We start from the raw sequence: 24,105 nt of genomic DNA, 5'->3' as shown, positions 1-24,105 counted from the left end.
CCACGGACCGTCTACGGTTTGGGTATATGGCTGACATCCTGCTCATCGAGGACGACGTGACCATCCGGACGTCGTTGAGCCGGGGCCTGCGCGATCTCGGCCACGCGGTCTCCTCCTCCCCGACCGCGCTGGAGGGGTTGCGGCTGGCCGTGCAGGACCGTCCCGACCTGATCGTGCTCGACCTGGGCCTGCCCGACCTCGACGGCGTCGAGCTGCTGCGCATGTTGCGGGCGGTGAGCCGGGTGCCGGTGATCGTGGCGACCGCCCGCGACGGCGACGCCGAGATGGTGCCCGTCCTGGACGCGGGGGCCGACGACTACGTGGTCAAGCCGTACAGCGCCCGGCAGCTCGACGCCCGGGTGCGGGCGGTGCTGCGGCGCGCGGGCGAGGCCGCGCCGGAGCCGCTGGCCGTGGGCGGGCTGCGGGTCGATCCCCGGGCGCGCACGGCCACGCTCGACGGCGTGTCGCTCGACCTCACGCCGCGCGAGTTCGACGTGCTGCACTTCCTCGCGGCCCGGCCCGGCGAGGTGGTCACCAAGCGCGAGCTGCTGACGGAGGTGTGGCGGCTGCCGTACGGCGGCGCCGACAAGACCGTGGACGTGCACCTGTCGTGGCTGCGCAGGAAGCTCGGCGAGACCGCGGCCGAACCCCGTTACCTGCACACCGTCAGAGGCGTCGGGGTCAAGCTGGTCGGCCCGTCGTGAGGCGCTGGCTGGCGCTGCTGGTGGCCGCGACGACGTCGCTCGTGCTGATCGCGCTGCTGGTGCCGATGGCGCTGCTGATCGGCACGGTGGCCGAGAACGGCGCGATGAGCCGGGCCACCGCCGCCGCCGAGTCCGTCGCGGTCGCGGTCGGCACGCCCGACCTGCCGCTGGCGGTCGAGCAGGTGCCACGGCGGGTGACGGTGTTCCTGCCCGGCGGGGGCACGATGGGCGCGCCCGCCGCCCGCTCCGACGCCGTGCGGCTGGCCGCGACGGGCCGCAGCGTGACCGCCGTCGCCCCCGGCGGCCGGGAGGTGCTGGTCTCGGCGCAGTCCCCCGACGGCACGGCCGTGATCAGGGTGTTCGTGCCGGACGACGAGCTGACGCACGGCGTGCGGCCGGCCTGGCTGGCGCTGCTCGTGCTCGGGCTGGGGCTCATGGTGCTCGGCATCGTGCTGGCCGACCGGCTGGCGCTGGCCGTGACCAGGCCCGTGGTCGGGCTGGCCCGGGTGTCCCACCGGCTGGCCGGCGGAGACCTGAGCGCGCGGGCCGAGCCGGGCGGGCCGCCGGAGGTGCGGTCGGTGGCGCTGGCGCTCAACCATCTGGCCGGGCGCATCGGCGACCTGCTGGCCGCCGAGCGCGAGTCGGTCGCCGACCTGTCCCACCGGCTGCGCACGCCGCTGACCGGCCTGCGGCTGGAGGCCGAGTCGCTGCGCGACCCGGAGGAGGCCGCCCGGGTCCAGGCCAGGGCGGACGCGCTGGAGCGGGCGGTCAGCGCGGTCATCACCGAGGCGCGGCGGCGCTCGGCCGGGCGCGGGTCGTGCGACGCGGCCGAGGTCGTGCGCGAGCGGGTGCGGTTCTGGTCGGTGCTGGCCGAGGACCAGGGGCGGCCGGTGTCGGTGTCGCTGCCCGACGCGCCCGCGCCGGTCGCCGTCGGCGGCGAGGAGCTGGCCGCGTGCGTGGACGCGCTGCTCGGCAACGTGTTCGCGCACACCCCGGAGGGGACCGCCATGGCCGTACGGCTGTCGTCCCGGCCGGCCGGGAGCCTGCTGGTCGTCGAGGACTCGGGGCCGGGGTTCGACCCCGGGTCGCTGGAGCGGGGGATCAGCGGCGGCGGCTCGACCGGCCTGGGGCTGGACATCGCGCGGCGCACCGCCGAGTCGTGCGGCGGCACGCTCGCCGTCTCCGCGCCCGAGGGCGGCGGGGCCCGCGTGGAGCTGACGCTGACCGCCCCCGGCGCGGCTGTCAGCAGTCCTTGAGTATGCCTTCCATCGCGCTCTTCTCGCCGTCGGTGATCCAGACGTCGTACTTGCTCTTCACGTCGATCTGGCGGGCGATGTAGGCGCACCGGTACGCCTTGCGCGGCGGCAGCCAGGTGGCCGCGTCGGAGTCGCTCTTCTGGTTGTTCAGCGGGCCGTCCACCGCCAGCAGGTTGAGCGGGTCGTTGGCGAACTCCTTGCGCTTGGCGGGCGACCACTGCTGCGCGCCCTTCTGCCAGGCGTCCGACAGCGGCACCAGGTGGTCGATCTGGACGGCCGTGCTGGTGTCCTGGCCGCGCTTGAACTTGATGGTCTTGCCGCTGTAGGGGTCGTCCAGCGTGCCGGTGAGCACGATGCAGTCGTGGGTGCCCGACTTGAACGTCTCGTCCTTCAGGTCGCGCTTGAGGATGTCGTTGCGGGTGTCGCAGCCGTTGTGGTCGACGTCGGCCCAGGCGGGGCCGAACTCGTCACGGTCGAAGCCGGTGCGCGGGGCTCGTCCCTTGACCTTGAGCTTGTCCAGCTTCTTGCGGGCGTCCGAGACCGACGCGGAGTCGGGTTTGGCCGGGTCCGGGCCGCCCGACTGCGCCTCAAGGCCGCCGCAGCCGGCCAGCATCGTCACCATGGCCAGACCGGCCGTGAACGCCCGTACGCGCACGAGATCCCCAGACTTCGGTTTTCGTAAAGTCTAGGTATAGCAAGTACCCCTAAATAATCTTATAACGCTAAAAGCGCGTCCAAGAGCCACTCTGCCAGGTACGCCGTGAACGACGACCTGACGTGGATCCGGTACTCCCCGGCCGCCCGCCGTTCCAGGATCACCGGGGCCCGGCCCAGCAGCGTCTGCGCGTGCCCCGGGAACACGTCGGGATGCAGGTCCACGGGACAGCCGGTGATCAGGACGTCCTCCGCCGCCGGCCCGGACAGCTCCAGGATCGTCCGCTGCCCCGAGACGTCCACCCAGCCGGGTTCCGGCGCGGCGTCCCCGGTCACCAGCCACCACGACGGGCCGAGCCGCAGGCCCACGCCGGGATCGGCGCCCCTGACCTCCCACATCGGCTCGAACGGCAGCTCGCGCAGCCGCGCCGACGGCCCGCTCGCCGCCGCGAACCGGTCGGCGAACGCCGCCGCCGGGCTCTCCCGCGCCGGGACGCCCCCGGACGCCGCGGGCGCGTCCTCCTCCAGGGGGTCGCCGTCGCGGCGGGTGTTGCCCGGGTCGTACAGGACCGGCTCGACGACCGTCACGCCGGTGGCCGCCGCCCCCGACACCGCCGTCAGCCGGTCGCCGGGCACGACGTCCCTGACCATGGCCAGCCCGAACGTCCGGCCGAGCGCCGCGCTGGCGTAGCCGGAGGTGACGTGCCCCAGCATGGGCGCGCCCGGCCCGCCCCTGACGAGCTGGGCGCCCTCCTCGATCGGCGCCGCGGGGTCGTCGGCGAGCAGGCCGACCAGGCGTTTGCGGCCCTCGCGGGCGGTGTCGGGGCGGGCGTGCGAGCGTTTGCCCACGAAGTCGGGCTTGCGCGGGGAGACGATCCACGACATGCCGAGGTCGTGCGGCGTGACCGTGCCGTCGGTCTCCTGGCCCACGATGGCGAACCCCTTCTCGGCCCGCAGCACGTGCATCGCCTCGGTCCCGTACGGCACCGCGCCCAGCTCAAGCACCGCCTCCCACAACGCCCTGCCGTACGGCCAGGGCACGTTGACCTCGTAGGCCAGCTCGCCGGAGAAGCTGATCCGGAACACGCGGCCGGGCACGCCGAGCACGTCCGTCCCGGCGTAGCGCATGAAGGGCAGGCCGAGCGCGCCGGGCGCGACGGCGGCGATCACCCGCCGCGCCTTGGGGCCGGCCACGGCGACCGTCGCCCAGTGGTCGGTCACCGAGGTGAAGGAGACGTCGAGCTCCGGCCACTCGGTCTGCCGCCACTCCTCCAGCCAGTCGAGCACCGCGGCGGCGTTGCCGGTGGTCGTGGTCATCAGGTAGTGGTCGGCGGCGAGCCTGGTCGTGGTGCCGTCGTCGAACACCATGCCGTCGGCCCGGCACATGAGGCCGTAGCGGCAGGCGCCGACGGCGAGCGTGGAGTACATGTTGGTGTAGATCCGGTCCAGGAACGCGCCCGCGTCCGCGCCCCGGATGTCGATCTTGCCCAGGGTGGAGGCGTCCATGGCGGCGACGGAGGTGCGGGCGGCCCGGCACTCGCGCGCGACGGCCGCTTGCATGGTCTCGCCGTCCAGCGGGAAGTAGCGGGGGCGTTTCCACTGGCCGACGTCCTCGAACACCGCGCCCGCGGCGACGTGGGCGGCGTGCATGGCGGTGGTCCTGACCGGGTCGGAGAGCGCGCCCCGGTCACGCCCGGCCAGCGTCGCGAACGACACCGGCGTGTACGGCGGCCGGAACGTGGTCGTGCCCACCTGCCCCGGCGCGGTCCCGAGCAGCGCCGCCATCACGCCCACGACGACCGTGCCCGACGTCTTGCCCTGGTCGGCGCCGGTGCCCGCGGTGGTGTAGCGCTTGACGTGCTCGACCGAGCGCATCCCGGTGCCGGTCGCCCTGGCCAGGTCGGCCACGGTGACGTCCCGGTGCAGGTCGGCGAAGGCGGGCTCGTCGCCGTCCCCCTCGACCAGCCACAACGCGGCGGGCGGCCGCGGGGGCCGCTCGTCGCACTCCGGCACGCGCAGCTCGCGGGCGGCGGACCCGGCGGCCTCCCGGCCGGCCGCGTGGCCGTCGGCGATGGCCTCGCGGGTGCCGTACCGGCCGCGGCAGGCGCCGGCGGAGCACTCGGCCTGCGCCGAGACGTCCGGGACGAACGCCTGCAACCCCTCGTCGAAGCGCACCCGCCCCTGCGACTGGCTGAACAGGTGCACGGCGGGGTTCCAGCCGCCCGCCACGGCCAGCAGGTCGGCCTCGATGTGCCGCTCCCCCACCCGCACGCCGGTCAGCACGCCGTCCGCGCCGGCCGTGGTGCCGGTGATCACCTGCCCGGCCAGGGCGTCGGGGGTGAGCCCCCGGGGGCGCGGATCGACGATCGCGGCGATCTCCACGCCGGCCGCGCGCAGGTCCGCGGCGGCCTCGTACCCGGAGTCCGCGCAGGCGAGGACGACCGCGCGGCGGCCGGGGAGCACGCCGTACCGGTTGGCGTAGGCGCGGGCGGCCGAGGCCAGCATGACGCCGGGCCGGTCGTTGCCGGGGAAGGCGAGCGAGCGCTCGTGGGCGCCGGTCGCCAGGACGACCCGGCGGGCCCTGATGTGCCACAGCCGCTCGCCGCGCGCCCGCCGCTCGACGGCCACCACGTAGTTGTGGTCGTGGTAGCCGACGGCCGTGGTCCTGGTGAGCACCCGCACGCCGGACAGGTCGAGGGAGTCCACCCAGTCGAGCGCGGGCGCGCCGTCGAGCAGCACCCGGCTGTTCAGCAGGTCGCCGCCCAGCCGGGGCTGGTCGTCCAGCAGGATCACCCGGGCCGCGCGCGCCGCGGCGGCCGCGGCGAGCCCGGCCGGGCCGCCGCCGACCACCAGCACGTCGCAGTGCAGGTACCCCTTGTCGCAGCGCCGGTCGTCGGCCGCGTCGAGGTCCAGCCGGCCCTTGCCGCGCAGGCTCCACGCCTCCAGCCCGTCGTACAGCTCCACGGTCGTGGCCGCCAGCATCGGGTCGGCGCCCACCCGGACCAGGGCGTTCGGCTCCTCGGGTCCGGCCGAGAAGACGCCGCGCGGGCGGCCGGACGCGATGCCCCGGCCCACCACCCGCACCCCGTTGCGCAGCAGCGCGGCGGCCAGCGTGTCGCCCGGCTCCCCCCGGAGGGGACGGCCGTCGAAGGTGAACCTCATGGCGCCTTCCTGATCTCGTGCGTGACCGTGTGCCGTTCGACGGTGAACCAGGTCCGGCAGCCGTGCGTGTGGAACCAGCGTTCGCGGAACCAGCCCCTGGGGTTGTCGCGCAGGAAGACGTAGGCGGCCCACTCCTGGTCGGACAGCTCGCCGGGGGCCTGCGGGTAGGCGATCCCGGCCTGGCCGCCGTAGTGGAACTCGGTCTCGTCGCGGGGGCCGCAGTGGGGGCAGTCGAGGAGCAGCATCAGTGGGCCACCGCCGCCGCGCCGTGCTCGTCCACGAGCGCGCCCGTGGTGAACCGCTCCAGCGCGAACGGCTCGGCGAGCGGGTGCGGGCGGCCGTTGGCGATCGTGTCGGCGTACACCCAGCCGGAGCCGGGGGTCGCCTTGAAGCCGCCGGTGCCCCACCCCGCGTTGACGTAGAGGCCGTCCACGGGGGTGGCGCCGATGATCGGGGAGGCGTCCGGCGAGACGTCCACTATCCCGGCCCACGTCCGCAGCACGCGGACCCGGCTGAACAGCGGGAACAGCTCCAGGGCCGCCGCCATCTGCGCCTCGATCACGTGGCTCCCGCCGCGCTGCCCGTAGGAGTTGTACGCGTCGATGCCCGCCCCCATGACCAGCTCGCCCTTGTGCGCCTGGCTGACGTACACGTGGACGGCGTTGGACATGACGACGCAGTCGAGCACCGGCTCCAGAAGCTCCGACACCAGCGCCTGGAGCGGGTGCGACTGGAGCGGCAGCCGGATCCCGGCCCGCTCGGCCAGGACCGAGGTGTGCCCGGCCGCGGCGAGCGCGACCGTGCCCGCGGCGATGGGCCCGCGCGAGGTGCGCACGCCGGTCACCCGGTTGCCGGTGATCTCGAACCCGGTCACCTCGCAGCCCTGGATCAGGTCCACGCCGTACGCGTCGGCCTGGCGGGCCAGCGCCCAGGCGACGTGGTCGTGCTTGGCGATGCCGCCGCGCCGCTGCAAGGTGGCCCCCAGGACGGGGTGGCGGGCCCGGCCGGAGACGTTGACGATCGGGCAGAACTTCCTGACCTCGTCGGCGTCCAGCCATTCGGCGTCCACGCCGTTGAGCCGGTTGGCGTTGACCCGCCGCCTGCCCTCGCGCACGTCGTGCAGGTTGTGCGCCAGGTTGAGCACGCCGCGCTGGCTGAACTGCAGGTCGTAGTCCAGCTCGGCGCTCAGGCCCTCCCACAGCTTCAGCGAGTGCTCGTAGAGGGCGGCGCTCTCGTCCCACAGGTAGTTGGAGCGGATGATGGTGGTGTTGCGGGCCATGTTGCCGCCGGCCAGCCAGCCCTTCTCCAGGACGGCGACGTTCGTCAGGCCGTGGTTCCTGGCCAGGTAGTAGGCGGTGGCCAGGCCGTGCCCGCCGCCGCCCACGACGACCACGTCGTAGGAGGGCCGCGGATCGGGGTTGCGCCAGAGGAAGCCGGGGTGGGTCAACGTCTGATCTTCTCCATCCGGGGGTCGAACAGCGGCTCGGCGGCGACCTCCGCGGGCACGCGGCGGCCGAAGTACGAGATGTCCACCCGCGTCCCCGGTCCGGCCAGCTCGGCCGGCAGCCAGGCGTAGGCGATCGGACGGCCGATGGTGTGCCCGTACGCGGCGCTGGTGACGTACCCGGCGACGCGGCCGTCGTGCCGGACCGGTTCCTTGCCCATGACCACCTCGTCGCTGAGCAGCGGCACGAGCCTGCGGGACGGCTCGGGTCGGAGCGCGTCGCGGCCGTGGAAGTCCTTGTCCTCCTTGACCGCGAACCCCAGCCCGGCCTCGTACGGGTCGTGCTCGGTGGTCATGTCCACGCCCCACAGCCGGTACCCCTTCTCCAGCCGGAGGCTGTTGAACGCGGCCCGCCCGCCCGCGACCGGCGTACCGGCGGCCCGCAGCGTGTCCCACAGCTTGAGCCCCATGTCGGCGCCGGTGTAGAGCTCCCAGCCCAGCTCGCCCACGTACGAGACGCGCATCGCGAGCACCGGGACCTGCCCGACGTACCCGGACCGGCAGGTGAAGTAGCGGAAGCCGTCGTTGGACAGGTCCATGTCCGTGAGCCCCTGCAGCAGGTCCCTGGCCTGCGGCCCCCACACGCCGACGCAGCAGGTGCCGGGCGTGATGTCCCTGATGTGCACCCCGCGGGGGGCGTGCCGGGTCAGCCAGTCGAGGTCGAGGTTGCCGTTCGCGCCGATCTGGAACCTGTCCTCGGCCAGCCGCGCCGCCGTGAGGTCGGAGCGGATGCCGCCGCCGGCGTCCAGCAGCAGGGTGTAGGTGACCGTGCCGGGCCTCTTGTCCACGTTGTTGGTGGTCATGTGCTGGAGGAAGGCCGCCGCGCCCGGCCCGCTGACCTCGATGCGCTTGAGCGAGGTCATGTCGTAGAGCGCGACCCGTTCGCGGGTGGCCCACGCCTCGGCGGCGGCGACGGGCGACCAGTGGCGGCCGGCCCACGCGTCCCGCCGGTCGGCGCCGATCCGCGGCTCCTCCAGGCCGGCGAGCAGCGGCTCGTTCGCCTCGAACCAGTGCGGCCGCTCCCATCCTGCCGACTCCAGGAAGTACGCGCCCAGCTCCACCTGGCGCGGGTAGAAGGGACTGGTCCGCATCGGGCGCGGCGACTCCATGGGCTGCAACGGGTGGATGACGTCGTAGACCTCGACGAAGTTCTGCCGGCCGCGCTCCTCGACGTAGGCGGGCGACAGCTGCGCCTGCTCGAACCTCGCCGGCTCGCACTCGTGCAGGTCCACCTGCGACCGGCCGGTCACCAGCAGCTCGGCGACCGCCCTGGCCACCCCGGCCGAGTGCGTCACCCAGACGGCCTCGGCCAGCCAGAACCCGTCCAGGTGCGGCGCCTCGCCGATCAGCGGGAAGCCGTCGGCGGTGAAGGAGAAGACGCCGTTGATGCCGTCCTCGTACTTGGACCCGGCCAGGGCGGGCAGCAGCTCGGCGGCGTCGCGCCAGGCGGGTTCGAAGTCCTCCTCGGTGAACGCCTGGACCGAGGGCATGGTGGTGCCCTTGGGGCCGATCTCGTGCTGGGCGACCGGCATGGGGCGGTGGGCGTAGGAGCCGATGCCGATGCGGTCGCCGTGCTGCCGGGCGTACAGGTCGCGGTCCTGGTGGCGCAGGATGGGGCCCTCGGGCTGCGGGGGCAGGGGGGCGGACTTCGCGTACTGGTGGGCCAGCGGCAGCAGCGGCACGGTCAGCCCGGCCATCTCCCCGATCGACGGGCCCCAGAATCCGGCGGCGCACACGACCACGTCGGCCGGGATGGTCCGGTACTCCCCCGCGACCAGGCAGGAGACGCCGGTGACCCGGCCGCCGTGCTGCTCGACGCCGGTCACGGTGTGCCCGCCGAGGAAGCGCGCCCCGCGTTCGGCGGCCCGCGCCGCCTGCGTCTCGCCGCAGGCCACGGCGGCGGCCAGGCCGTCGCTCGGCACGTGGAAGCCGCCCAGCACCCGGCGGCGGTCCAGCATCGGCCACAGCTCGGCGCACTGCGCGGCGTCCAGCAGGCGGCCCTCGACGCCCCACGACTGCGCCCAGCCGAGCTTGCGGTGCAGGTCGGTCCAGCGTTCGGGGGTGGTGGCCACCTCCAGGCCGCCGACCTGCCGGAAGCAGTGCGCGCCGAGCGCGGTGTACTTGCGCACGGTGTAGGCGGCGAACTCGGTCATGGTCTTGGACGGGTTCGTCTGGAAGACCAGGCCGGGGGCGTGCGAGCTGGAGCCGCCCGCGGCGAAGAGCGGGCCCTGCTCCACGACGGTGACGTCGCTCCAGCCGCGTTCGGTGAGCTCGTCGGCCACCGCGCAACCCACGATCCCGGCTCCGATGATCACCACGCGCGGCCGACCCATCACGCCTCCGGTTGTTCCTTAATACGCAACACGTACCGGACTACGCAACGAACATAAGGCCCTGGATCCCCGCGGACAAGAGCTAGCCCAGCGGCGAGGTGTCCCGTCCCAGGTACGTCACCGGCCCCGCGTCGGCCACCGCCAGCTCCACGAACCCGAGCCGGTCGTAGAAGGCCCGCGCGGGCGCGTTCGTGCTGACCATCCCCAGATGCAGCCGCGGCACCCCGGCGGCGCGCAGGCCGTCGACGAAGGCGCTCATGAGCCGGCGTCCCCAGCCCTGGCCCTGCCAGCCGGGCAGCAGGTCGATGTGCAGGTGGGCGGGGTGGCCGGCCAGCTCGGGCACCAGCATGCGCTCGGGCCGGTGGTGCAGGGCGAGCATCACGTCGTCCGCCGTGACCGGCGGGTCGGCGGGAAGGGGGCAGCGGGCCGCGGCCGCCGGGATCCACTCCTCGCGGTAGCGGCGGACGAACGCCGCCGTGTCCGCGGTGCCCACGACGTAGCCGACGGCCTGGCCCGTGCCGTCGTCCACGACGTGGGCGTGCTCGGGCTCCAGGGTGACGTAGGGGGCGGCGAAGATGTCGCCCATGAGCAGGTCGGAGGCGTACTGGCCGCGGGCGTCGCCACCGGCGTCGGCCGTGCGCACGCAGACGTCGTAGACGGCGGCCAGATCGGCCGGACGGTAGGAACGTACGAAGGGGGCGGTCATTCCCGACAACGTACTAGAAGGACCCTCTAGGTGATCAGGATGCCGCCGTCCACGGGCAGCGTGACCCCGGTGACGTAGGAGGAGGCGTCGGAGGCCAGGAAGACCGCCGCCGCCACCAGCTCGGCCGGGTCGCCCGGCCGCTTCATCGGCACCCGCAGCTCCAGCATGCGTTCCAGGTAGCCGGGCGGATACTGCTCGGTCATCTCCGAGGCGAAGAACCCCGGCTCCAGGCAGTTGACCCGGATGCCGCGCCGGGCCGTCCACTGCTGGGCCAGGTCGCGGGTGAGCCCGGCCACGGCCGCCTTCGACGCGCTGTAGGCGGCCTGCGGCAGCCCGGCGGTGGTCGCGCCGAGGATGCTGCCGATGTTCACGATCGACGAGCCCGGCCGCATCACCCGCGCGCACGCCTGCGCCATCCAGTACGTGCCGTGCAGGTTGATCTCCACCACCCGGCGGAACTCCTCGGGCGGCTCGCGCAGCGCGGGCACGGCCGTGCCGACCCCCGCGTTGTTGATCAGCACGTCGACCGCCCCGAACTCGGCCACGGCCGCGGCCACCAGCGCGTCGCACTCCTCCGGCACCGCCACATCGGTCGGGACCGGGAGGCAGCGGCGCCCGGCCTCCTCGACCAGGCACCCGGTCTCCGCCAGCCGGCTCGCGCGCCGGGCGCCGATCACGACGTCGGCGCCGGCCTCGGCCAGCCCGCGGGCGAAGGCCACGCCCAGCCCCGACGACGCGCCCGTGACGATGGCGACCTTGCCGTCGAGGCTGAAGCGCTCCAGCACGTCAGAGCCCGTATTCCTTGACGATGCGCTCGTGCCGCTCGACCTCGACGTCGATCTCGCGGGCCAGGTCGAGCCAGGCCAGCGGGTGCACCCAGCGCTCGGTGGCGTCGTCGAGCAGGGCGTCGACCTCGGCGGCCGACACGTCCGGCGGCACCGCGACCCAGCCGAACACGCCCGGCAGCGACTCGCCGCTGGTCGGGTGGGTGACGGTGTAGTTCTCGTCGCTGTAGACCCACATCGGCCAGCCGCGCTCGGCCATGACCTCGGTGAACTCCGCCCAGTCCTCCTCGCTCGGCGCGGCGCCGTCGAAGAAGTAGCTGGTGTAACCGCCGGGACGCAGGATGCGCACGGCCGCGAACGGCGGCACGAAGTTCTGCTGCTCCTGCGGGTCTTCCGGGACGGGCTCCAGCAGCTGCGGGTCGAACACGACCAGGTCGCCGGCGTTGTAGTCCATGCCGCGCGGCTGCGGCAGCGCCAGCCGGGCGGTGGCCGGGCCGGTGCGGATGGACAACACCTGGCGCTGGCCGCCGTCGGGGGCGGGGAGGATGAGCCGGATCAGGCCCATCTCCTCCTCGATCGGGCCCTGCTTGGACTTGATCGGCATGCCGATCTTGGCCGCGCCCTTGCGCACGGTGTCCCAGTCCTCCGCCGAGGTGGCCATGACGACCATGCGCCAGACGTCCTCGTCGGTCAGCTCGTCGAGCACCTCGGCCAGGACGCCGGCGGCCCTGTCGTTGTGGTCGAGCTGCTGGGCGGCGCCGGACAGCAGGCGCCTGGCCTCGATGCCGGCCCCGGCCGCGACCGCGTGCTCGGCGGCGTCGAGCGTCTCGGGCCAGCGCTCGCGGGCGCTGTGGAGCCTGGCCAGCGCGAGGTACTGGGCGGCGTGCGGCAGCAGCGCGGCCATCTGCTCCAGCCGCTCGTCCTGGCGGGCCTCGATGAGCAGGGTGGTCAGGTAGGCCACGTCGTCGGGGTCGGCGGAGGCGATGTCGCCGGAGTCGACCAGCAGCTTCCAGTAGATGTCGGCGCCCGCCGCGGGGAAGCCGAGGAAGCCGAGCGTGGTGGTGTGGCGGCGGGTGGCCTCCAGGTCCTCGCCGGACAGCGGCGCGAGCCAGCCCACCCACTTCTCGGGGTCGGCGTTGAAGCCGTCGGCGGCGTCGAACAGGCCGACCCGCTCGGCCAGGGGGCCGGGGGCCGCGGGCTCGGAGGTGGCCTCGGCGGCGGCCCGCAGCGCGGCGACGCGCTCGGTCAGGTCGCCGGTCTCGCCGCGCAGCTCCGCCGCGCCGGACTCGGCCAGGTCGGCCAGCAGGCGGGCCTGCCACACGCCGTTCCTGGCGAGGGCCAGGTCGCCGGCGACCAGCGCGAGCTCGACGCGGGAGCGGTAGCCGCCCATCATGCCGAAGTAGTCGATCCACTGGCGCAGCACCCGGCCGAGCTGCCACGTGTTGGTGATCTGGGAGGACCCGGCCAGCTTGGCGACCGCGCGCGACCACTCGACGAAGACGCGCGGGTGCTCGCCGACCACGTCGAGGTCGGGCAGCGCGTCGACGGCCTCGGCCGTGCGGCCGAGCTCGGCCAGGATGAGCGCGCGGCGCACGCCCTCGCGGTGGGCCTTGGCGGGCGGGTCGTCGGGAGAGAGGTCGGCGGCGGCCTGGAGGGCGGCCAGCGCGTCGTCGGCCCGGCCGGCGGCCAGCAGGGCGCGGGCGCCCTCGGCGCCGAGCTCCCAGCTCGCCTCGCGACCGGCCGTGCGCAGCCGCTCGACCGCGGACTCGGCGTAGGCGACGGCCTCGCCGGCCTTGCCCGCGTCGACGAGCGCCGCGACGTACTGGGTGGCCAGGCCGCTGAAGGCGGGCCGCTCCGGGCTCATGTCCTCCAGGAAGGCGCCCACCGTCTCCAGGCGGTCGCCGGCGTAGCCGGGGCCGTCGGTGTTGGCCCACACGATGGCCATCGCCTCGACGGCGGCCGGGGTGGCCGGGCAGTCGCGCACGTCTTCGCGCTGGGCGAACGTGAGAAGCTGCCGCGCGTCGTCGATGGCCACCGCGCCCTGGGCCCGGTCGCCGATGCGGCCCATGAGGTGCCAGTAGCGGGCGTAGAACTCCAGCCAGGGCAGCTCCAGCGACTCGGCCTGCTGGGCGATGGCCGGGGCCATCACGTCGAGCTGCGGATACCGGCCCTCGTAGGCCTGTGCGGGAAGGTCTCCCAGCGCCATGGCGAGGCCAACGTTGCCCGCCTCGGAAAGCTGCTGCTGGGTTTCGCCGACCCAGGCCCAGATGTCCACGTCCATGGGCAGTCAGTCTGCCAGGTCAACGAGCGTGCCCAAAACGCAGAAGCTCGATCAGCTCGTCCGATTCGTTGTCGCGCAGGACCGAGAAGACCGGGGCCATCAGGTCGTCGGTGGTCTCCTCGACCTGGGCCCGCCGCGCCACGACGTCGGGTCCGGGGGTGGCGTAGGGCTCGGGCCAGGTGAAGAACCTGGCGATCGTCACGCCGTCGGCGTAGCCGAACGGGGTGGTGTCGTGGACGGCGGCGAGCGTGGCCTCCAGGGGGTGCAGCCCGGCCGCGAGCACGGCGTTGGCGTGCAGGCCCCCGCGCAGCTCGCGCAGGACGTGCATGAGCTGGACGGCGCGCGCGGGCGGGTCGTCCGGCAGCGGCACCGCCCGCCAGCCGGCGAACAGCGGCGCGCCCACCGGCGAGGCCTGCATGACGACCGGTTCGAGCAGCTCGGCGATGCGGGCGCAGCCGTCGTGGCCGCCGAGCTTGCGCCGCCCCCACTGCCTGCACGCCTCGGTGTAGAGCTCGACGGCCTGCTCGACGGGCATCTTCCGGCCGCCGTTCCAGCTCTCCTCGACGTGGGCGGCCGGGAAGAAGACCGCCACCGAGGTGACCACGTCGGCGTGGCACTCGCCGAGCACCCCGCAGCGCCCGCGGAAGTACAGCTCGCGCGGGCCGAGCCCGTGCTGCTCGCAGACGGCCTTGGCCTCGCGGGAGACCATGAAGCCGCCGCCGTACTGGCCGATCGGCGCCTTGACCTGCACCGCCGTGGTACGTGGGTCCGCCATCCTCAACCCCTCCTCGGTTCGGAAAGTGGACCCAGCATCCCTCAGAAGAACATCATTCTGCAAGCATCAGCTCGCCGCTCGCCAGGATCACCGCCGGGCCGGACAGGTAGCTCGTGTCCTCGTCGAGGATGACGGTCAGCGAGCCGCCGGTGACCTCGACGGTCCAGGTGCCGGTGGTGTCGCCGGACATGTGCGCGGCGGCCACGGCGGTCGCCACGGCGCCGGTGCCGCAGGAGCGCGTCTCGCCCGAGCCGCGCTCGTAGACCCGCATCACCACGCGGCTGACGCCGACCGGGTTGAACAGCTCGATGTTGACGCCCGCCGGGAACACCCCGGTGTCGAAGCCGGGCTGGTGGCTGAGGTCGAGCTGGACGACCGGGTCGCCGATCGCGCAGGCCAGGTGGGGGTTGCCCATGTCGACGTGGAGACCGGGGTACTCGTGGCCGCCGACGCCCGCCACGCTCTCCCCCAGCACCGCCGGCTTGCCCATGTCGACCGTGATGTCGCCGTTGGGCTCCACGCGGACCCGGCGCGGGCCGCCCCTGGTGGCCAGGCTGAACTCCGTGCCCTCCACCAGCCCCGCGTCCACCAGGTAGCGGGCGAAGACGCGGACGCCGTTGCCGCACATCTCCGCGACGCTGCCGTCGGCGTTGCGATAGTCCATGAACCAGTCGGCCGCCGCGGCCTGCTCGGCCACCTCGGCGTGCTCCTTGGTCCTGGCGACCCGGAGCACGCCGTCGGCGCCGATCCCGGCCCGCCGGTCACAGATCTTGGCCACGAGCGCGGCCGTCACTTCCACGCCGTCGTCGGGATCGGGCAGGATGACGAAATCGTTCTCGGTGCCGTGCCCCTTGAGAAACCGCATTGCCTGAGTTTATGCCGCACCGGGGTCGGCGATGTGCGCCAGGGATCGTTCAAGCAGGTCGGGGGCGTCGTACGGGAGCCAGCGCACCCGCGGGTCGCGGCGGAACCACGACTCCTGGCGGCGGGCGAAGCGCCTGGTGGCCCTGACCGTCTCGGCGAACGCCTGCTCCTCGCTCCACTCGCCCTCCAGGAACCGGATGACCTGGGCGTAGCCGAGCGCGCGGCCCGCCGTGCGCCCCTCGGCCAGGCCCTGCCCGAGCAGCGCGCGGACCTCCTCGACCAGACCCGCCGCCCACATGCGCTCGACCCGCAGCTCGATGCGCTCGTCGAGCTCGGGCCGCGGCACCTCCAGACCGAGCTGCACGCTGGGGTAGACGGCGTCGTAGGACGGCATGGTGGCCGAGAACGGCCGGCCGGAGTGCTCGATCACCTCCAGCGCGCGCACGATGCGGCGGCCGTTGCTCGGCAGGATCGCCTCGGCGGCGGCCGGGTCGAGCTCGCGCAGCCGCTCGTACAGGGGAGCCGGGCCGCGTTCGGCCAGCTCCTCCTCCAGCCGGGCCCGGATCACCGGGTCGGTGCCGGGGAACTCCAGGTCGTCGAGGGCCGCCCGGACGTAGAGGCCGCTGCCGCCCACCAGCACCGGGACGTCGATCTTCGCGAACAGCTCCCTGGCCAGCCGCTGGTACTCGGCGACGCTGGCCGTGACCGTGACGTCCCAGATGTCCAGCAGATGATGGGGGACGCCGCGCTGCTCGGCGGGGGTGAGCTTGGCAGTGCCGATGTCCATGCCGCGGTAGAGCTGCATGGAGTCGGCGTTGACGCACTCGCCCCCGAGCCGGAGCGCGAGATCGACGGCGAGATCGGACTTCCCGGCCGCCGTGGGGCCCACGACGGCGATGACTGGCTGCTGGCGCACACCGACCAGTGTGTCAACTGTCCGGGTGTGGACGGACCACCTACAGGTCGAGGAGCGTCGGCTGGAGGTATCCCTCGTGGGTGAGCAGCCAGCGCTTGGTCTCCACCCCCACGCCGCCGCTGAACCCGCCCAGCCCGTTGCCCGCGACCACCCGGTGGCACGGCACGAAGATGGGGATCGGATTGGAGCCCATGATCGAGCCGATGCCGCGGGCCGGCACGCTCGACCCGGCGCGCCGGGCCAGCTCGCCGTAGGTGACGGCGGTGCCGTACGGGACGCGGTGCAGGGCCTGGAGCACCTGGAGCCTTGAGCCGGTCATCAGCCGCCAGTCCACGGGGGTGCTGAACGTGCGCAGCTCGCCGGCGAAATAAGCGTTCAGCTCGGCGACCGCGCAGGCCGTACGATCCGCATCATGAACCTCAGCCAGGCCGAGCCGGCCGGCCAGTCCGGCGGGCGACCCCCATCCCGAGGCGACCAGCCCCCGCTCGGTGACGGCCAGGACGAACGGGCCGACCGGCGTCGGCACCTCGGCGAACGCGACCGTGGACAGCGTGGACTGCGTGGTCATCATGTCCTCACGTGAACTCGTGGTGCTGGGCACCTCCAGCGCGGTGCCCACCCGACACCGTAACCACAACGGGTACCTTCTGCGCTGGGACGGGCAAGGCTACCTTTTCGACCCCGGCGAGGGCACGCAGCGGCAGATGCTGCACGCCGGGCTGAGCGCGAACGACGTCCACTGGCTGTGCGTGACCCACTTCCACGGCGACCACTGCCTGGGCGTGCCAGGGGTCGTGCAGCGCATCGCCCGCGACCGGGTGCGCCATCCGGTGCGCGCGGTCTTCCCCGCCTCCGGCGAGACCTACTGGCGCAGGCTGCGGCACGCGGCCGCGTTCGCCGACACGAAGGTGATCGAGGAGCATCCGGTCTCCGGCGCGCTGGCCGGGGTGGGGCCGCTGATCGCCCGCCGCCTGTCCCACCCCGTCGAGTCGTACGGCTACCGCGTCCAGGAGCCGCACGGCCGCCGCATGCTGCCCGACCGGCTGGCCCGCCACGGCATCCGCGGCCCGGAGGTCGGCGAGCTCCAGCGCACCGGCTCGGTCCGGGGCGTCACGCTCGCCGAGTGCAGCGAGCCGAGGCCGGGGCAGAGCGCCGCGTTCGTCATGGACACCCGCCTGTGCGACGCGGTGTTCGAGCTGGCCTCCGGGGCCGACCTGCTGGTGATCGAGTCGACGTTCCTGTCCGCCGAGAGCGCGCTGGCCAAGGAGTACGGGCACCTGACGGCGTTCGAGGCGGGCGTGGTGGCGGCCGACGCGGGCGTGCGCAGGCTGGTGCTCACGCACTTCTCCGAGCGGTACGGGTTCGCCGAGGAGCCGGCGTTCGTGGAGGAGGTGCGGCGCAGCTTCGACGGCGAAGTGATCACCGCCCGCGACCTGATGCGCATCCCGGTCCCCCGCCGCCGCACGGCTTCGACCTGACGGGCCTTACGGTGGCGTCTCGTCAGCTCCACACGCCCGTGAAGTAGCCCACGCCGTAGGGCGAGGACTGCATGAGCGGCGTGCCGGTCAGCGGCGCCCCCTCGGCGGCGCCGGCCAGCACCTGGAGGGCCGCGCGGCCGGTCACCCAGAGCCGGTCGGCCTCGACGGGGTCGAGCGCCGCCAGCGCCGCCGCGTCCGCCGTCCCGACCGCCGCGGCGATCAGGTCGTTGTACGGCCCGGCCGCCTCGTCGTACCGGCCCGGGGCCCGCGGGGTCAGGCAGGCCGAACCGTCGGCCATGACCAGCAGCGCGACCCGGCGACCGAGGGCGGCCAGCCCGGCCCCGATCGCCCGGCACTCGGCCGGAGCGGCGTCGAAGGCCACCGCCTGCGCGGAGACCTCGGCGTCGGCGTCGGCGTCGGCGTCGGCGTCGGCGTCGTTCAGGAGCAGGCGGCCGACGGTCAGGGACAGCGGCAGCACGGGCCGGCCCTCGCCCACCGTGACCTCGAAGCCCCAGGGCCGCAGGGTGCCCGCCGCGGCGCCGTCGTAGGAGCGGGTCGTCTCCGCGCCGCCCACCGCGACCAGCACGTCGGGACGGGCGGCCCGGAGCGCGGCGACCGCGGTACGACAGGCCGCGCGCAGCTCGGGCAGCCCGGTCACGATCAGCGGGGTTTGCGGGCAGACGGCCGCGGCGACAAGCACGAGCGCAAGCGTACGCGCCACCCGCCCCACCTCACCCCCCAGCCCGCCCAGCGCCGCCAACCACCCCACCCCCGGGCACCCGCACCCCTGAACGCCCCAGAACCCGCACCTGCAGAACCCAGCACGGCCCGCCTCTGAACCTCACAACTCCGGGACCTCAAAACCCCGGCATGACACGAACCCGGACCTCAGAATCCCAGCACGGCCCACCACCCAGGCCCCTGAGAACCCCCACCTCAGAACCCGGGCATGGCGCGAACCAGGACCTGACCCGCACGCCAAAACCCCGGCCTGGCCCTCCAGAGCCCCGAGCCCGGCAGGGCGTTCCCGGGGCGTGCTGGAGGGTGGCGGTCAGGTGGTGTAGGGATCGTGGCCTTCGGCGATGGCGGCGAGCAGGCCCTGGGTGTAGGCGTGGGCCGCCTGGTGGAGGCCGCCGCCGAAGCTGATCCTGGCCACCCCCAGCTCCGCCAGCCGCGCGTACGACGGCGCCTTCGGCCGGAACAGGATGTTCACCGGCCCGCCCACCTCGGCGACGAGGGCCGCGATCTCGCCCTCGTCCGCCAGCGTGATCGGGTACACGCAGTCGGCCCCGGCCTCCAGGTAGCGCCGCCCGCGCGACACGGCAGCCGCCCGGTCGCGCAGGCCGCGCACGTAGGTGTCGATCCGGGCGTTGATCACCAGGGCGTCGCCCGCGGCCGCCCGCATGCCGGCCAGGAAGTCCGCCTGTGCCCCGGCGTCGACCAGCTCATCGGTACGCGGGTCGGAGTCCTCCACGTTGCAGCCGACCGCCCCGGCCTCGGCCAGCCGCTCGGCCAGCTCGCCGGGCGCGAGCCCGTAACCGCGTTCGACGTCGGCGGTCACGGGCACGTCCACGGCCCTGGCGATGCGGGCGATGGCGGCCATCATCTCGCCGACCGGCGTGCTCTCGCCGTCGGCGTACCCCAGGACGCGGGAGACGGCCGCACTGCCGGTGGCCACCACCGGGAACCCGGCCTCCTGGACCGCGCGCGCCGAGGCGGCGTCCCAGACGTTGGGCAGGATCAGCGGGCTGCCGGGCACGTGCAGCCGTCGCAACGTGGCCGCTCTGTCAGTCGTCATGCCCGGCACCCTACGAGGACGGCCGGCTCTCCAGCAGATCCATTACGGGCTGGAAAGGGCAAGCCACTTGGGGCGGTGTCTCAGCAGCCGCTCTTGGCGCACTGGCCGCTCAGCTGCCCCGCGGGGCCGTCGGCGGGATCGTCGCCCGCCGGCTGCGGGGCCTTGGTGGACGGCGTGCCGGGCTTGCCCCCGGTGCCCTTCTGCGCCGTGCCGTCGGAACCGGTCGATCCCTTGTCGGCGGGGTCGGAGCCGCCGCCCGGGTCCGTGACGGCGTCGCCCATGGCGGAGTCGTCGGAACCGTCGGCAGGCAGGCCGTCGTCGGGGGCGTCGGTGGGGGCGTCGGTGGTGGCGTCGCCCATGGTGGCGTCCTCGTCGGCCTCGAACACCTCGTCGCCGGCGCTCGTGCCGGGGGACGGACGGCCGGAGCCCTGCTCCTGCTGGACGCTCTGGCCCGGTTTGGCCGCCAGCAGGTAGCCGGCGCCGCCCGCGGCGAGCACGCCGACGAGGGCCAACGCGGCGATGACGGCGGTCTTCCTGCTCTTGCCGGGGGGCCTCGGGGACGAGCCCGGCCCGGACAGGATCTCCTGACGATCCGTCTCGGTCGGATCATGCATGGTGGTGCAGCTCCCTGCGGTCGTATCGGGGAAAGCTCGCCGGCTTCCGCGGGTGATGGACCACACTAGCCGCATCAGCGGAATGCTCGCACACCAATCACAAAGGAATCACGACTTGTCCCCCCAAAGATCTGTTTGCCCAGGTGGCCGTCCCCGGCTGGGCGCCGCGGCCGGAGCGGCCGGGGTACTCGTCACGGCCGGTCTCGGGATTTTCCTCGCATTCACCAGTTCGCCGGAATCGCGCCCGCAAAACCGCCGTGAATTCGATCAGGAAACACCGCTTATCCCAAGATCGTATTTTCCTTCGCAGATCGCGGGCTCGCCGGCGGCCGAGCCGTCCCCGGCGCCGCCCACCCCGTCCCCGGGGCCCTGGTCACCGGGCCCCTGGTCACCGGGCTCCTGGTCACCGGGGCCCTGGTCACCGGGCTGGATGCAGGCCGTGCCGGCGCCCGGCCGTCCCACGGCGTCGGGGCCGGGCGAGCCCTCGCAGCCGCCGGCCAAGAGCGAACCGGTGAAGGGCGAGCCGGCGAAGAGCCGGCCGGCGAGGGGCGAGCTGTCGTCGCCGCTCTCGCCCCGGGCGCTGCCCACGCGTCCGCCGCTGGTCGCGCCGCCGCGTCCGTCCCGGCGGGCCGCCGTACGCCGTCCGGCTCCGCAAGCGTCCCCGCAGGCGCCGCCCAGGGAGCGGGTCGTCCCCGAGCCGGACCGTCAGGCGCCTCCCCCGCCGCCGCCCTCCGTACGAGCCGGCGGGCCCGACCCGTGCGCCACGTTCGACGACTTCCGCCGCCAGCCGTGCTACAGCTTCCTCGACCGCCTCCGCCGCTGACCAACGTGGAACACCCCGCCGTCCAGAAGGAGCGGCGGGGTGCGGGAACGCGCTGAAAAGCGGTGGCTCAGTGGGCCGAGCAGGCTCCGGCGGCCGGGGCGGGAGCCGCCGGGCGGCCGACGGACGGCATGCCGAGCAGCACGCCGGGCCCCTTGGCCGGGGCGCCCTGACGGGCCTCCCAGGCGTCGCCGGCCCGCGTGCGCCGCACCTCACGGACCGCGCCGTCGGCGACCAGGTGGTGGGGGGCGGCGTAGGTGACCTCGACGGTGACCATGTCACCGGGCCTCGGCGTCTCCTCGCCCACCGCGAAGTGCACGAGCCGGTTGTCGGCGGCGCGGCCGGACAGGCGGCGCGTGGCGTCGTCCTTGCGGCCCTCGCCCTCGGCGACCAGCACCTCCAGCGTGCGGCCGACCTGCTTCTTGTTCTCCTCCCAGGAGATCTCCTCCTGCAGGGCCACCAGGCGCTCGTAACGCTCCTGGACGACCTCCTTCGGAATCTGGTCCTCCATCGTGGCCGCCGGGGTGCCCGGACGGATGGAGTACTGGAAGGTGAAGGCGTTGGCGAAGCGGCTCTGCCGGACGACGTCGAGGGTGGCCTGGAAGTCCTCCTCGGTCTCGCCGGGGAAGCCGACGATGATGTCGGTCGAGATGGCCGCGTCGGGCATGGCGGCGCGCACCCGCTCGATGATGCCGAGGTAGCGCTCGGCGCGGTAGGAGCGGCGCATGGCCTTCAGCACGCGGTCGGAGCCCGACTGCAGCGGCATGTGGAGCTGGTGCATGACGTTGGGCGTCTCGGCCATGGCGGCGATGACGTCGTCGGTGAAGGCGGCCGGGTGGGGCGAGGTGAAGCGCACCCGCTCCAGCCCCTCGACGTCGCCGCAGGCGCGCAGCAGCTTGCCGAAGGCCAGCCGGTCGCCGAACTCGACGCCGTAGGTGTTGACGTTCTGGCCGAGCAGGGTCACCTCCAGGACGCCCTGGCCGACGAGCGTGCGCACCTCCGACAGGACGTCGCCGGGACGGCGGTCCTTCTCCTTGCCGCGCAGCGACGGCACGATGCAGAACGTGCAGGTGTTGTTGCAGCCGACCGAGATCGCGACCCACGCCGCGTAGGCCGACTCGCGCTTGGTGGGCAGCGTGGAGGGGAAGACCTCCAGCGACTCCTTCAGCTCGACCTGCGCCTCGCCGGCCACCCGGGCCCGCTCCAGCAGCACCGGCAGTGATCCGATGTTGTGGGTGCCGAAGACGACGTCGACCCAGGGGGCCTTGCGGACGATGTCGCCCTGGTCCTTCTGGGCCAGGCAGCCGCCCACCGCGATCTGCATGCGCGGGTTGTCCATCTTGGCCGGCCGCAGGTGGCCGAGGTTTCCGTAAAGGCGGTTGTCGGCGTTCTCCCGCACGGCGCACGTGTTGAACACGACGACGTCGGCCGTCTCGCCGTCGGGGGCCGGCACGTAGCCGGCGTCTTCCAGCAGGCCGGAAAGGCGCTCGGAGTCGTGCACGTTCATCTGGCACCCGTATGTGCGCACTTCGTACGTGCGGGCGCTCTCCTGGGTCACAGTCATGGCAGGTTCAAGGGTAGTCGTTGTCCGGCTCGCGGCAGCCGCCCCCGTCTAAAACACCAGCTTGACGGCACGATGTGACCGGATCGGTACCACCTGGTTAGTGACCAGCGTCTTAATGACCTCTACCGTTTTGGTCCATGACGGAGAACGGCGACGCCACTCCACTCGTTCAGTTGGAGGGCGTCAACAAGCGCTTCGGGGCGTTGCACGTCCTGAAGGACATCAACTTGACCGTCTCTCGTGGCGAGGTTCTGGTGGTCATCGGGCCTTCGGGCGGTGGAAAGTCCACGCTGTGCCGGACGATCAACCGCCTGGAGACGATCGACGAGGGCAGGATCGTGTTCGACGGCCAGGTGCTGCCCGAGGAGGGCAGGGGGCTGGCCAGGCTGCGGTCCGAGGTCGGCATGGTGTTCCAGTCCTTCAACCTGTTCGCGCACAAGACCATCCGCGAGAACGTCACGCTCGGCCCGATCAAGGTGCGCCGCAAGGACCGCCAGGCGGCCGACGCGCGGGCCATGGAGCTGCTGGAACGGGTGGGCATCGCCGCGCAGGCGGACAAGTACCCTGCCCAGCTCTCCGGCGGCCAGCAGCAGCGGGTCGCGATCGCGCGTGCGCTGGCCATGGACCCGAAGATGATCCTCTTCGACGAGCCCACCTCGGCCCTGGACCCGGAGATGGTCCAGGAGGTGCTCGACGTGATGATCGGGCTGGCACGCGACGGCATGACGATGATGGTCGTCACGCACGAGATGGGATTCGCCCGCCGGGCCGCCAACCGGGTGGTCTTCATGGCGGACGGGCAGATCGTGGAGGAGAACACCCCCGACGAGTTCTTCACCAACGCGCAGACCGACCGCGCGCGTGATTTCCTTTCGAAGATCCTCACGCACTGAGATTTTGAGGCAGGTATACATGCACATGCGTCGTTTGGGAGCGGTGGTCACGGGAGTGGGCATGCTCGCCGCTCTGGCCGCCTGCGGCGGGGACAAGACCTACGCCAGCGTCCTGGAGAAGGTCCAGGACGGCGGCAAGGTCGTGGTCGGCACGAAGTGGGACCAGCCGAGCCTGGGCTTGAAGAAGGGGTCGGAGCCGGAGGGCTTCGACGTCGACGTCGCCAAGGCCGTGCTGAAGGAGATGAACGGCGGCAAGGACGCCCAGATCGAGTGGAAGGAGTCGGCCTCCTCCAACCGCGAGCCCTTCCTCCAGAACGGCACCGTCGACATCATCTTCGCCACGTACTCCATCACGGAGGAGCGCAAGGCCAAGGTGTCCTTCGGCGGCCCGTACGTGATCGCGCACCAGGACATCATGGTCCGCAAGGACGACGCCGCGATCAACGCCCCGCAGGACCTCAAGGGCAAGAAGATCTGCAAGGCGGCCGGCTCCAACTCCTACAAGCGCGTCACCGACCCGCCCCCGGACGGCAAGCTCGACATCGACGCCACGACCGTCGACGCGGCCAACTACTCCGAGTGCGTGCAGAAGCTGTCGGGCAGCAACCTCGACGCCGTCACCACCGACGACCTGATCCTGGCGGGCTTCGCCAAGCAGGCCGGCGGCAACTTCAAGGTGCTCGGCCAGGGCTTCACCGACGAGAAGTACGGCATCGGCCTGAAGAAGGGCGACACCAAGACGTGTGAGGCCGTCAACACCGCGGTGAAGAAGATCTGGGACAACGGCACCATGAAGCAGCTGCTGGAGAAGTGGTTCGGCGGCATCGAGGGCCTGAAGCTGTCGGAGACCGCGCCCCCGGCCGAGGGCTGCAGCTAGTCACGCCAGAGGCGGGGGGGGGGGGGGGGGGGGGGGGGGCCGGGGGGGGGGGGGGGGGGGGGGGGGGTGTATTAATAAAAAAAAAAACAGAACGCAGGGGGGGGGGGGGGGGGTTAGGCGG

The 24,105-nt window shown here is 73.2% G+C and carries 22 protein-coding genes; 6 read left to right on the top strand and 16 right to left on the bottom strand.

Annotated features, from left to right (window positions below):
* Window positions 1-26: 26 nt before the first annotated feature.
* Window positions 27-704, top strand: coding sequence for a response regulator transcription factor (locus ACIBST_RS26750; RefSeq protein WP_352322768.1), 678 nt, complete (start codon window positions 27-29; stop codon window positions 702-704).
* The gene (locus tag ACIBST_RS26745; RefSeq protein ID WP_397175511.1) at window positions 701-1,960 is read left to right on the top strand and encodes a sensor histidine kinase; all 1,260 of its coding nucleotides are present in this window, start codon (window positions 701-703) and stop codon (window positions 1,958-1,960) included. The genes ACIBST_RS26750 and ACIBST_RS26745 overlap by 4 nt, the downstream gene beginning before the upstream one ends.
* On the opposite strand, the gene ACIBST_RS26740 is transcribed toward ACIBST_RS26745, so the two are convergent.
* The 12 genes from ACIBST_RS26740 to ACIBST_RS26685 form a co-directional block, all read right to left on the bottom strand.
* On the bottom strand, window positions 1,947-2,615 hold the full coding sequence (locus tag ACIBST_RS26740; RefSeq protein ID WP_397175509.1) for an HNH endonuclease family protein: 669 nt from the start codon (window positions 2,613-2,615) through the stop codon (window positions 1,947-1,949). The genes ACIBST_RS26745 and ACIBST_RS26740 overlap by 14 nt on opposite strands.
* 59 nt (window positions 2,616-2,674) lie before the next feature.
* Window positions 2,675-5,776, bottom strand: a complete 3,102-nt coding sequence (locus ACIBST_RS26735; RefSeq protein WP_397175508.1) for a 2Fe-2S iron-sulfur cluster-binding protein — start codon at window positions 5,774-5,776, stop codon at window positions 2,675-2,677.
* Entirely contained in the window at window positions 5,773-6,021 is a 249-nt protein-coding gene (locus ACIBST_RS26730) for a sarcosine oxidase subunit delta (RefSeq protein ID WP_397175506.1), read from the bottom strand. Before ACIBST_RS26730 ends, ACIBST_RS26735 begins: the two co-directional genes overlap by 4 nt.
* Entirely contained in the window at window positions 6,021-7,223 is a 1,203-nt protein-coding gene (locus ACIBST_RS26725) for a sarcosine oxidase subunit beta family protein (RefSeq protein WP_397175504.1), read from the bottom strand. The genes ACIBST_RS26730 and ACIBST_RS26725 overlap by 1 nt, the downstream gene beginning before the upstream one ends.
* Window positions 7,220-9,613 (bottom strand): FAD-dependent oxidoreductase, encoded by a 2,394-nt coding sequence (locus ACIBST_RS26720; RefSeq protein WP_397176052.1) that lies wholly within the window; start codon window positions 9,611-9,613, stop codon window positions 7,220-7,222. Before ACIBST_RS26720 ends, ACIBST_RS26725 begins: the two co-directional genes overlap by 4 nt.
* Before the next feature lie 82 nt (window positions 9,614-9,695).
* Window positions 9,696-10,319 (bottom strand): GNAT family N-acetyltransferase, encoded by a 624-nt coding sequence (locus tag ACIBST_RS26715; RefSeq protein ID WP_397175502.1) that lies wholly within the window; start codon window positions 10,317-10,319, stop codon window positions 9,696-9,698.
* A gap of 26 nt (window positions 10,320-10,345) precedes the next feature.
* The gene (locus tag ACIBST_RS26710; protein WP_397175500.1) at window positions 10,346-11,104 is read right to left on the bottom strand and encodes an SDR family NAD(P)-dependent oxidoreductase; all 759 of its coding nucleotides are present in this window, start codon (window positions 11,102-11,104) and stop codon (window positions 10,346-10,348) included.
* Between the two features lies 1 nt (window position 11,105).
* Window positions 11,106-13,385 (bottom strand): tetratricopeptide repeat protein, encoded by a 2,280-nt coding sequence (locus ACIBST_RS26705; RefSeq protein ID WP_397175498.1) that lies wholly within the window; start codon window positions 13,383-13,385, stop codon window positions 11,106-11,108.
* Between the two features lie 19 nt (window positions 13,386-13,404).
* Complete coding sequence (locus ACIBST_RS26700) at window positions 13,405-14,160, bottom strand: hypothetical protein (RefSeq protein ID WP_397175497.1); 756 nt, start codon at window positions 14,158-14,160, stop codon at window positions 13,405-13,407.
* A gap of 52 nt (window positions 14,161-14,212) precedes the next feature.
* Complete coding sequence (dapF, locus tag ACIBST_RS26695; protein ID WP_397175495.1) at window positions 14,213-15,025, bottom strand: diaminopimelate epimerase; 813 nt, start codon at window positions 15,023-15,025, stop codon at window positions 14,213-14,215.
* Window positions 15,026-15,034: 9 nt separating this feature from the next.
* Complete coding sequence (gene miaA, locus ACIBST_RS26690) at window positions 15,035-15,940, bottom strand: tRNA (adenosine(37)-N6)-dimethylallyltransferase MiaA (protein WP_397175494.1); 906 nt, start codon at window positions 15,938-15,940, stop codon at window positions 15,035-15,037.
* A 40-nt stretch (window positions 15,941-15,980) separates the two neighbouring features.
* The gene (locus ACIBST_RS26685; protein WP_397175492.1) at window positions 15,981-16,511 is read right to left on the bottom strand and encodes a methylated-DNA--[protein]-cysteine S-methyltransferase; all 531 of its coding nucleotides are present in this window, start codon (window positions 16,509-16,511) and stop codon (window positions 15,981-15,983) included.
* Here ACIBST_RS26685 and ACIBST_RS26680 point away from each other — a divergent pair.
* Window positions 16,510-17,418: a ribonuclease Z gene (locus ACIBST_RS26680; RefSeq protein ID WP_397175490.1), complete on the top strand. Its 909-nt coding sequence runs from the start codon at window positions 16,510-16,512 to the stop codon at window positions 17,416-17,418. The genes ACIBST_RS26685 and ACIBST_RS26680 overlap by 2 nt on opposite strands.
* Window positions 17,419-17,440: 22 nt before the next feature.
* Here ACIBST_RS26680 and ACIBST_RS26675 read toward each other — a convergent pair whose 3' ends face one another.
* The 3 genes from ACIBST_RS26675 to ACIBST_RS26665 form a co-directional block, all read right to left on the bottom strand.
* Window positions 17,441-18,118: a hypothetical protein gene (locus ACIBST_RS26675; protein WP_397175489.1), complete on the bottom strand. Its 678-nt coding sequence runs from the start codon at window positions 18,116-18,118 to the stop codon at window positions 17,441-17,443.
* 351 nt (window positions 18,119-18,469) lie between these two features.
* Window positions 18,470-19,216 (bottom strand): isocitrate lyase/phosphoenolpyruvate mutase family protein, encoded by a 747-nt coding sequence (locus tag ACIBST_RS26670; protein ID WP_397175487.1) that lies wholly within the window; start codon window positions 19,214-19,216, stop codon window positions 18,470-18,472.
* Window positions 19,217-19,296: 80 nt separating this feature from the next.
* The gene (locus tag ACIBST_RS26665; protein ID WP_397175485.1) at window positions 19,297-19,830 is read right to left on the bottom strand and encodes a hypothetical protein; all 534 of its coding nucleotides are present in this window, start codon (window positions 19,828-19,830) and stop codon (window positions 19,297-19,299) included.
* Window positions 19,831-20,260: 430 nt separating this feature from the next.
* Here ACIBST_RS26665 and ACIBST_RS26660 point away from each other — a divergent pair, with 430 nt between their 5' ends.
* Window positions 20,261-20,653, top strand: coding sequence for a hypothetical protein (locus tag ACIBST_RS26660; RefSeq protein ID WP_397175483.1), 393 nt, complete (start codon window positions 20,261-20,263; stop codon window positions 20,651-20,653).
* A 67-nt stretch (window positions 20,654-20,720) separates the two neighbouring features.
* Here the strand turns inward: ACIBST_RS26660 and miaB are convergent, their stop codons facing one another.
* On the bottom strand, window positions 20,721-22,214 hold the full coding sequence (miaB, locus tag ACIBST_RS26655) for a tRNA (N6-isopentenyl adenosine(37)-C2)-methylthiotransferase MiaB (RefSeq protein WP_397175481.1): 1,494 nt from the start codon (window positions 22,212-22,214) through the stop codon (window positions 20,721-20,723).
* A 137-nt stretch (window positions 22,215-22,351) separates the two neighbouring features.
* Between miaB and ACIBST_RS26650 the strand changes: the two genes are divergently transcribed.
* Window positions 22,352-23,107 (top strand): amino acid ABC transporter ATP-binding protein, encoded by a 756-nt coding sequence (locus ACIBST_RS26650; protein ID WP_397175479.1) that lies wholly within the window; start codon window positions 22,352-22,354, stop codon window positions 23,105-23,107.
* A 61-nt stretch (window positions 23,108-23,168) separates the two neighbouring features.
* Entirely contained in the window at window positions 23,169-23,984 is an 816-nt protein-coding gene (locus ACIBST_RS26645) for a glutamate ABC transporter substrate-binding protein (protein WP_397175477.1), read from the top strand.
* The last annotated feature ends 121 nt before the right edge of the window (window positions 23,985-24,105 follow it).

The organism is Nonomuraea sp. NPDC049684, assembly GCF_044465345.1.
In the GTDB taxonomy this organism is placed as follows: Bacteria; Actinomycetota; Actinomycetes; order Streptosporangiales; family Streptosporangiaceae; genus Nonomuraea.
The sequence above is the reverse complement of the archived record's forward strand: the minus strand, read 5'-3'. Positions and strand labels throughout refer to the sequence as shown.

Excerpts from the sequence above, each read along its gene's own strand:
- ACIBST_RS26750 (WP_352322768.1), top strand. The coding sequence starts at position 27 with ATGGCTGACATCCTGCTCATCGAGGACGACGTGACCATCCGGACGTCG.
- ACIBST_RS26735 (WP_397175508.1), bottom strand. The coding sequence starts at position 5,776 with ATGAGGTTCACCTTCGACGGCCGTCCCCTCCGGGGGGAGCCGGGCGAC.
- ACIBST_RS26730 (WP_397175506.1), bottom strand. The coding sequence starts at position 6,021 with ATGCTGCTCCTCGACTGCCCCCACTGCGGCCCCCGCGACGAGACCGAG.
- ACIBST_RS26720 (WP_397176052.1), bottom strand. The coding sequence starts at position 9,613 with ATGGGTCGGCCGCGCGTGGTGATCATCGGAGCCGGGATCGTGGGTTGC.
- ACIBST_RS26715 (WP_397175502.1), bottom strand. The coding sequence starts at position 10,319 with ATGACCGCCCCCTTCGTACGTTCCTACCGTCCGGCCGATCTGGCCGCC.
- ACIBST_RS26705 (WP_397175498.1), bottom strand. The coding sequence starts at position 13,385 with ATGGACGTGGACATCTGGGCCTGGGTCGGCGAAACCCAGCAGCAGCTT.
- ACIBST_RS26700 (WP_397175497.1), bottom strand. The coding sequence starts at position 14,160 with ATGGCGGACCCACGTACCACGGCGGTGCAGGTCAAGGCGCCGATCGGC.
- dapF (WP_397175495.1), bottom strand. The coding sequence starts at position 15,025 with ATGCGGTTTCTCAAGGGGCACGGCACCGAGAACGATTTCGTCATCCTG.
- ACIBST_RS26680 (WP_397175490.1), top strand. The coding sequence starts at position 16,510 with ATGTCCTCACGTGAACTCGTGGTGCTGGGCACCTCCAGCGCGGTGCCC.
- ACIBST_RS26685 (WP_397175492.1), bottom strand. The coding sequence starts at position 16,511 with ATGATGACCACGCAGTCCACGCTGTCCACGGTCGCGTTCGCCGAGGTG.
- ACIBST_RS26670 (WP_397175487.1), bottom strand. The coding sequence starts at position 19,216 with ATGACGACTGACAGAGCGGCCACGTTGCGACGGCTGCACGTGCCCGGC.
- ACIBST_RS26665 (WP_397175485.1), bottom strand. The coding sequence starts at position 19,830 with ATGCATGATCCGACCGAGACGGATCGTCAGGAGATCCTGTCCGGGCCG.
- ACIBST_RS26660 (WP_397175483.1), top strand. The coding sequence starts at position 20,261 with ATGCAGGCCGTGCCGGCGCCCGGCCGTCCCACGGCGTCGGGGCCGGGC.
- miaB (WP_397175481.1), bottom strand. The coding sequence starts at position 22,214 with ATGACTGTGACCCAGGAGAGCGCCCGCACGTACGAAGTGCGCACATAC.
- ACIBST_RS26650 (WP_397175479.1), top strand. The coding sequence starts at position 22,352 with ATGACGGAGAACGGCGACGCCACTCCACTCGTTCAGTTGGAGGGCGTC.
- ACIBST_RS26645 (WP_397175477.1), top strand. The coding sequence starts at position 23,169 with ATGCTCGCCGCTCTGGCCGCCTGCGGCGGGGACAAGACCTACGCCAGC.